At 66.1% G+C, this 7,184-nt stretch carries 4 protein-coding genes and 3 pseudogenes; 3 read left to right on the top strand and 4 right to left on the bottom strand.

The features are described 5' to 3' along the window. Window positions 1–537, bottom strand: a pseudogene (locus H7965_RS28010) (IS66 family transposase zinc-finger binding domain-containing protein); the annotation flags it as partial. Window positions 538–591: 54 nt separating this feature from the next. On the opposite strand from H7965_RS28010, the pseudogene H7965_RS28005 reads away from it, so the two are divergent. Beyond that, window positions 592–1,053, top strand: a pseudogene (locus H7965_RS28005) (DDE-type integrase/transposase/recombinase); the annotation flags it as partial. Between the two features lie 164 nt (window positions 1,054–1,217). Here H7965_RS28005 and H7965_RS30565 read toward each other — a convergent pair. The 3 genes and pseudogenes from H7965_RS30565 to H7965_RS27995 all read right to left on the bottom strand — a co-directional run bounded on the left by H7965_RS30565 (window position 1,218) and on the right by H7965_RS27995 (window position 2,956). After that, window positions 1,218–1,475 carry a hypothetical protein gene (locus H7965_RS30565; protein WP_222440864.1) on the bottom strand — a complete coding sequence of 86 codons (258 nt, stop codon included), beginning with the start codon at window positions 1,473–1,475 and terminating at the stop codon, window positions 1,218–1,220. Between the two features lie 55 nt (window positions 1,476–1,530). Further along, window positions 1,531–1,671 (bottom strand): annotated as a pseudogene (locus H7965_RS32110) (hypothetical protein); the annotation flags it as partial. Window positions 1,672–1,999: 328 nt separating this feature from the next. Next, window positions 2,000–2,956 (bottom strand): hypothetical protein, encoded by a 957-nt coding sequence (locus tag H7965_RS27995; RefSeq protein WP_186773819.1) that lies wholly within the window; start codon window positions 2,954–2,956, stop codon window positions 2,000–2,002. A gap of 559 nt (window positions 2,957–3,515) precedes the next feature. Between H7965_RS27995 and H7965_RS27990 the strand changes: the two genes are divergently transcribed. Both H7965_RS27990 and H7965_RS27985 read left to right on the top strand, forming a co-directional pair. Then, window positions 3,516–6,776 carry a tetratricopeptide repeat protein gene (locus tag H7965_RS27990; RefSeq protein ID WP_186773818.1) on the top strand — a complete coding sequence of 1,087 codons (3,261 nt, stop codon included), beginning with the start codon at window positions 3,516–3,518 and terminating at the stop codon, window positions 6,774–6,776. Window positions 6,777–7,031: 255 nt separating this feature from the next. After that, window positions 7,032–7,184, top strand: a 153-nt coding sequence (locus H7965_RS27985; protein WP_186773716.1) for a transposase, incomplete at its 3' end; no start/stop codon positions are given.

Here is a 7,184-nt window from a genome sequence, read left to right as displayed (position 1 = left end):
GGAGCAGGTTCATCAGCCCACCCTGGCTGAGGCGCAGCCCGAACAGGTCGGCCAGTGCGGCCTGCAGCCGCTCGTAGGAGAGCGCCTGATAGGTCTTGAGGTAGGTGGCCACCGCGTGCAGGCGCGGGCCGAAGGGCGTGCCGCTGACCGGCACGGGCGCCACGGCCCGCGTACCGCATCCGGGGCAGCGCACCGCCAGGCGATGGTGGTGCACCACCTGCGGCCTGACCGCGGGCAGCTCGATGCGCTCCCAGATCCCGGCTGCTTCGGCCGGCAGATCGGGCGCGAGCGCCATCCGGCAGCACGGGCAAACCTCAGGGCGGTGGCAATCCTCTCGGAAACATCGTCGCTCAAGGGTCGGCTGTGGCCCGCGTGGCCCGGCTTGGCGCCTCCAGGCTGGGCGCGCTCGCGTCGTTCCTTCCGATCCGTGGACGGCGGCTTGGAAGATGTGCGCGAGGTCTTCTCCGGCCGCTGCAGCCGCAGCACCAGCTCGATCAGCTCCGCCTTGCTCAACCGCTCAAGCGCGTCCCGCCGCATGCCAGGATCGAATCAGCCAACCCACTCCCGCGCAAGGGGGGTGGGTAATTACTCGTCTACGTCGCCTTCATCATCGATGTCTTCGCCCGCTGCATCGTCGGCTGGCGAGTGTCGAGGACGGCGCATGCAGATTTCGTCCTCGATGCCCTCGAGCAGGCGCTGTACGACCGCCATCCGCTGAAGGGCGGCCTCATTCATCACAGCGACAGGGGCCGCCAATATGTTGCAATTGCCTATACAGAGCGGCTGCTCGAGGCCGGGATCGAGCCCTCCGTGGGCAGCGTCGGCGACAGCTATGACAATGCGCTCGCCGAAACCGTCATCGGCCTGTTCAAGACCGAGGGGATCCGGCGGCGTGGCCCGTGGCGCAACCTGGAGGCCGTCGAGTTCGCCACCCTCGAATGGGTCGACTGGTTCAACAACCGCCGCCTCCTCGAGCCGATCGGTAACATCCCGCCGGCCGAGGCCGAAGCACGCTACTATGCCGCTCAGCAGGAGATTGCGCTGGCGGCCTGACTCAAGCTCACCAGCCTCCGGCGAACCCGGGGCGGTTCAGCAACTTCCTGCGCGGCACGGAGGGCGACGCTGCGAACGTCATCCTCGCCGCCGCGGGCCACAACCTGCGCCTGCTCCGCGCCTGGCTCGCCTGGCTCTTGGCGTGCCTGCTCAGCCTGCTGTGGCTATCCCAACAAAGCAGAGAGGGCCATCAGCCCAGGCCCTTGGCCGCCTGAAGCTGCGTAGTTCACGGGCGACTGGCTACTGGCGCGCTCCCAGTCGTTGGCCTGCTCGCAGGCGGTCCGCCAGGTCTGGATCTGCTCGGGGTAGAGGCCCCACTGGCGACAGTAGGTGGCGAGATCGGCCTCGTTCAGGGCAGCGGTCTCGAGGACGGCCGCGAACTTGTCGCGCGACGTCCACCCCCCCCGGGCCGGCGTCGGCATCGGGTAGAAGCCGCCCCTGGCTGCGGGCCTCGCGGCGCCAAGCATGCAGGGTTGCCTCGGAGATCCCTTCATCCTTAGCCAGCTGCCGCACGGGCAGTGCGTTCGGCGGCTGCAGCTTCCTCAGAACCGCCGCGCGGCGCTCCGTCGAGTAGGCCAACTCGTTCCTCCGTCCCGCCCTCTGAAAATGAGAGATCATCTCGAGGCGCCGGACAACTTCCCTGACAGAGGGGGGGGGCTAGCAGCCCACGCAGATACAGCGGCGCCCAGGCCCGCCGCTTCTTGCGCCCGAGCGCAGCAAGGAACGGCTCCAGCCACGCATCGAGATCCTCAGCCGCCCGCACCATGCCCGCCCCCTCGCAACCCAGGCCGCTCAGCCCAGTTCAAAGGCAACGCCGATCAGCACAAAAAGTGCCCAGGTAGTGTTAGGCGCGGTTTAGTTATTTTCAGTGAATCCTGTGCTGGTTGTCCTGGACTGAACAGCCTTTCGGAGTTGTTGCCGGACTACTGATGCCACGAGCTGGTAATTATGGTGTTCCCATGGGTGCAAGAGCTGTCGCGCCGCCAGAGGTGAGGGCACCGCACCGCCACACTGAGTAGGCCGAGCCACGGCTGCCCCAGTCAAAGTAGTAAGATGCCTTTAGGCGCCCGGCCGTGACGAGCTGCCCGAGTTGCCCCTTCACCTCCTGCACAAGCGACAGCCGTTCGGGGTCAGAGTCGGGGCATTGCCGGGTCACATGCGACACGCCCCATTCGGTCACCCAGCAGGGCCGGTCGCCGGCATGGCGAAGGCAGAATTCCATCGTTGCGGTCAGGCCGTCCCATGCTCCAGCTTGGCGGTGTCCCCCAGATGGATAGAAGTGTATCCCGTAACCATCAATCAAGGAATCTAAACCAAACCCGCGCAACACCGCCAGAGCCTCCTCTGGGGCCACGAAGTGCAACGAAACGGACCGAGCAAAAGCCTCTGATACAGTGGCGAATCCCGCAGAGACCAACGGAACCATTCTGTTTAGCCCGCCCTCGTCCCGTACTCGACGCAGCACCCTCAGGCCCTCGACGTAGTTCCGCATTCCTGCCAAGAAGGCGGCTCTCTCGGGCAGGGTGTCCAGCCGGCCGACGGCGTCCGGGCCGGCTGCGGCGTCCGCCGCCAGATCCGCGTTGAACTCGGCCCAGTTTATCTCATTTCCGAATTCGATCCCGGCGACCTGCAGCCCTTCGGCCTCCAAGCGCCGCCAGAGCTCGCGCCAGACGCGCTCAAAATGGGCAGGGTCGAAACGCGAGAGCGGCCAGGCGATATTGTCTCGGACTGGCTGTCCAACCACATCTCGCGGGAAGAAGGGTCGGAAATTTGGATTGATGTTTAGCAGGACCGAGAGCCCTGCCGCCTGCGCCTCGCGGATCGCTGCCAAACTCTGATCGAAAGGTGGTGTCAGCACGAGCCGGAGGGAACGCACACCGGCACCGGCCATGTCCTGCAGCACGGCCCGTCGTTCCTCGGCCGGAAGCCAGCCTAGGTTCGTGTAGTTGACGCCGACGAGGTCCTGCGCAGGCGCGGGTCTCATCAGTAGGCCGAGCACGAACAGGACTAGGGGCACAGGCAGTCTGCGCTGCGCCGAAGCGTGGAGGGCCGACGCTTGCCGGCACGCCTTGGGTGCGCGGCGACGGCCGGGGCTCGCCGCAACTGCGGTCTGGCCCGGAGACGCCAGCCCTGGGCCGGAAAGGAGCTGACCAATTGCGGAACGCCAGACGGCCCCCCGGCTAGGTTCGCATTCCGTCCTGAGCCTGGTCCACCTCCCTGAAAATATCACTTAGTACACCTTTATGCTCAACCACTACGTATGGGATTCTCAATGGCACAACCACCGCGGCGTAGGCATGAGATCGAAGGCAAGCCAGGATGCTCAAGAATCCGACCCAGGCCTTCATCCAGAAGTGGATAAGTCTGTCCAAAGGTGATACTGACATTCACGTGCTGCACGCATTATTGAAGAAACTAAGGCTGCCTGCCCAGCCCTGAAACTCTATCGGAGATCGCAACAAATGCAAAGCTCGGTTGTCATTGCTCCGCTGCGCATTGTTAACGAGGCCTTCCTGGTCGCGTCCAGCATCGAACGCTGCCCCAGGACGATGATGCTGCGCGAGTTGGTGATGAACGCGCTGGAAGCTGCGGCCGGAACGGAGCTGGGCTTGGTCCGGATCATGGGCCAGGAGGTGGACGGTGCCCGCAAGCTCGCGATTTGGAATGCCGGCCGCGGGATGACCGCAGAGGAACTGCTGCTGGTTACCGACCTATCCTCCTCGCTCAACAAGCGCGTAGGGCTGGACGGCAACTTCGGGATGGGCGCGAAGGTGGCCTCGTTGGCCTCTAACCGGCACGGCCTGCGCTACCGCTCCTGCCGCCTGGGCCGGGTCTCGCAGGTGCTGTTGGGCCAGCGCGAGGGGACATACGGCAGAGTCCTGCAAGAGGCCGGCCCTGGCTCCGAGCCGGCCGAGGTGATCGACGCGACGGCCGCCTGCGCAGCCGAGGGACGCTACGATCTCTCGGAGGATTGGACAGAGGTCCTGCTCATGGGCGACCGCCCCGAGCAGGACACGGTGCTCTCCCCCTACAATGAGAACCCGCACGTCCCGCCGAATTGGGTCCCTCAGGCGCTCGGGCGTCGCTACATGCGTCTGCCGGAGGGCGTGACGCTCCGCATCGAGGCAAGCAGCTGTGGCGTCACGCGCGACACGGTGTTCCAGCCCTCCTTCGCGGAGCAGTACTTCGACCGGGTTGAGCGCGTAGACGGCCCGGACGGCATTGTGCTGCATTACGCCTACCGGGCACCCGACGCGATCCGGCCGGAACCGCCCAGCGCCTCGCTCGGCATGGGCGCTGTCATCTACGCGGGCGAGGTCTACGCCACGGTCGACGGGTCCCGCTGGGCCCTCGAAAGTCCGACCTACGGCTTTCCATTCGCGTCTAGGCAGTGCACCGTTCTCATCGAGTTGCCAGCCAGCTACCCAGTGATGCCCGAGGCGTACCGGCAGTTCCTGCGCTTCTGTCACGGCGACCAGCGCCAGGTCTTGTTCGGCGACTTCGGCGACATGGTGGCCGCCAACATCCCGGCGTGGATGCGGCGTATCATCGCGGCGATGATGCCTGCTTCCGAGGACTACCTGAACGAGATAAAGGCCGACCTCCAGCACCTGCTGCAGGAGCTCGGGCTGAAGGATGAACCTATACCGGCGAACGTCGCCGTGCAGACGTCTTCAGCCGCCTCTGCGTCCGGGTCTCCGCCGGCCGAGGCAGCGAGTGTATCGCCCCGGCCCAAGCTGCCGACCGCTCCTGAGATCCTCCCGCTCGACAACGACCAGAGCATCATGGAGAAGGGGCTGGTCGGCCGTGCGGGCCGCTTCTACTCCGGTACCCGGCAGATCTTCGTCAACACTCGTTACTCGCCATTCTTGCGCCTTGCCGCGCAACTTGAGGCGGAGTTCGGCACCGCGGCGGAGCGCGGGACGGTCGCAACGCTGGCGCGCCAGGTCGCCGAATGGTCGGCGATCCGCCGGCTGGGGCGCGCGGTGGTTTACGGCATGGCCAAGAAGGCGATCGGTTGGTCCGACGAGGAACGTGCGCGCGTCCAATCCCCGGAAAGCCTCAGCCTGACGGTCGACGACGTGGAGGCGATGCTGCCGCCGGCGCGCGCCCGCATGGCCAGCCTGCTCGGGCAGACCATTCCCGCGGCCGGCACCACCGGGTACGACGCCCAGGCTGGTGACGCGCAGCGCCTGGCCGGCGAGCTGGCGGACGGCGAGGCCAAGCTGCAGCAGGCGATGCTATCCGGCTGGCCGGTCGGGAATTTCCTACGACGCTTGGCGGACATTGAGATGCGGCGCCGCAACCCGGACGCCGCGCGTGGCTGGCTTCAGCAGGCCATCGAGAACGACCAGGCGAACCCCTGGCCGCACCTCGACATGTCCCGTGTACTGCAGGCCGCACGTGATCTCGAAGGCGCGGTGCGAGCGTGTGAATTGGCGATGGAGCTGAGCGGAGGCCAAGTGGCCGCCTTCATTGTTCGTCGTGGTGAGCTCGAGATGGTCCGTGGCAACCCAGAGGGGGCGCGCAGATTCTTCGAGCAGGCCGTCGCGGCCCAGCCGGACGACTACTGGGCACGGCTGGCCCTTTCGGCCCAGCTGCTAGCGGATGGCGATCTCAACGCCGCCGAGGAGGCCGCCGAGGAGGCCTTGGGCATGACCTCTGGCAGCACGAGCGCCGCCTGTCTCCGCATGGGCGAGATCGCGCAGCGCCGGGGCGATCAGGCCGAAGCGCGGCGTTGGATTGATCGCGCGCTGGCTGCGGATCCTACCGACTTTTGGGCCAACCTCGTCCTCTCGAACCTCCTCGGGCAAGATGGCGACCTTGAAGGCGCGGATGCGGCAGCGGCGGCCGCGCTCATTGCGAACCCACCGAACCCGGCACCGGTGCACCGGCGTCGTGGCGAGCTCGCGCTGCAGCGCGGCGATGCCGTGGCAGCCCGACGGTTCTTTGAGCAGGCGATCGTGGCGAATCCGGACGACCAGACACCTCGGCTGGAGCTTGCAAAGCTCCACCTCGCAGGTGGCGACTATGAGGCGGCCAAGGGAGCGGCGCAGGCCGCACTCGACCTAAAACCGGCAAATCCGGGACCGGCCCTGATTCGGCTCGCTGAGATTGAGGCTTACTTAGGAAATGCGGCAGCGGCACTCAAGCTCCGAGAGAGAGCGGTGGAAGAAGCACCGCAGGACGTCTGGGCACCGCTCGAGTTGGCCCGTCAGCTCAAAGCGGAGGGAGAGCTCGGCCGCGCGAGTGAGGTGCTGGAGAGCAGTATCGTTCGGCACAAGCAGACCCGCGCCGCGGCGTGCACGATGCTGGCAGAGATCCACGTCAAGCGCGGCAATCTGGAGCTGGCGGCCGAGCGCCTCGAGGCAGCGATCGCAGCCGACCAAGGCCATGTGTGGGCCTGGATGCTTCGCTCCCAGCTGGCGCTACAGAAGGGTGACTTGAGTGGAGCGGAAGCAGCGGCGCAGAGCGCGCTGGAGTGCAAGCCGGCCAATCCCGGGCCACTGCTACGGCGGCTGGGTGAGATTGCGATCCGCTGCGGCGACTTGGCGGCGGCGCTTAGCTTTGGTGAGCGGGCGGTTGCCGCTGACCCGAAGGATCCCTGGAATCGGTTGTTCCTGTCTGATGTCCTGATGGCCCAGGGGGACCTGGACGGTGCGAGCGAGGTCGCGAAGGCCGCGGTTCAGCCGGACCTAGGGCGAGTCCCGGCTGCAGCCTGAAGCAGGCCTCCGTCCCCCATTCTCCGGGAGGAGTCGGCGATGTCCCAAGACGGAGTCACTTCGGCCCGGTGGCTCTCCCGCTTCGCGTGTGGGTCGAATCTGTCAGCGCTCGCGCCAAACCTGCCCGCGTTAGGGAAAGGCCGATCTGCGCCTAACGATAGTTTGTTAAAGTGGGAGATAGAGGTTGATTGAGGTGGTCCCCGGATTTCGGACAGGTGGGTAAGCTCGGTTCGCCTGTGAGAAGGACGGACCCGGATGACGGGCAAGCGGACGCGGTATTTGGCGGATTTCAAGGCGAAGGTTGCTTTGGAAGCGCTGCGGGGTGAGTTGACGACGGCGCAGCTGGCGGCCAAGCACGGCATTCACCAGACCATGGTGGGCGAGTGGAAGCGACAGGCCATGGAGGGG

Origin of the sequence: Siccirubricoccus deserti (assembly GCF_014283215.1) — a bacterium.
GTDB lineage: Bacteria > Pseudomonadota > Alphaproteobacteria > Acetobacterales > Acetobacteraceae > Siccirubricoccus > Siccirubricoccus deserti.
The sequence above is the reverse complement of the archived record's forward strand: the minus strand, read 5'-3'. Positions and strand labels throughout refer to the sequence as shown.

Coding starts and splice junctions, on each gene's coding strand:
- H7965_RS27990 (WP_186773818.1), top strand. CDS start 3,516: ATGCAAAGCTCGGTTGTCATTGCTCCGCTGCGCATTGTTAACGAGGCC.
- H7965_RS30565 (WP_222440864.1), bottom strand. CDS start 1,475: ATGCCGACGCCGGCCCGGGGGGGGTGGACGTCGCGCGACAAGTTCGCG.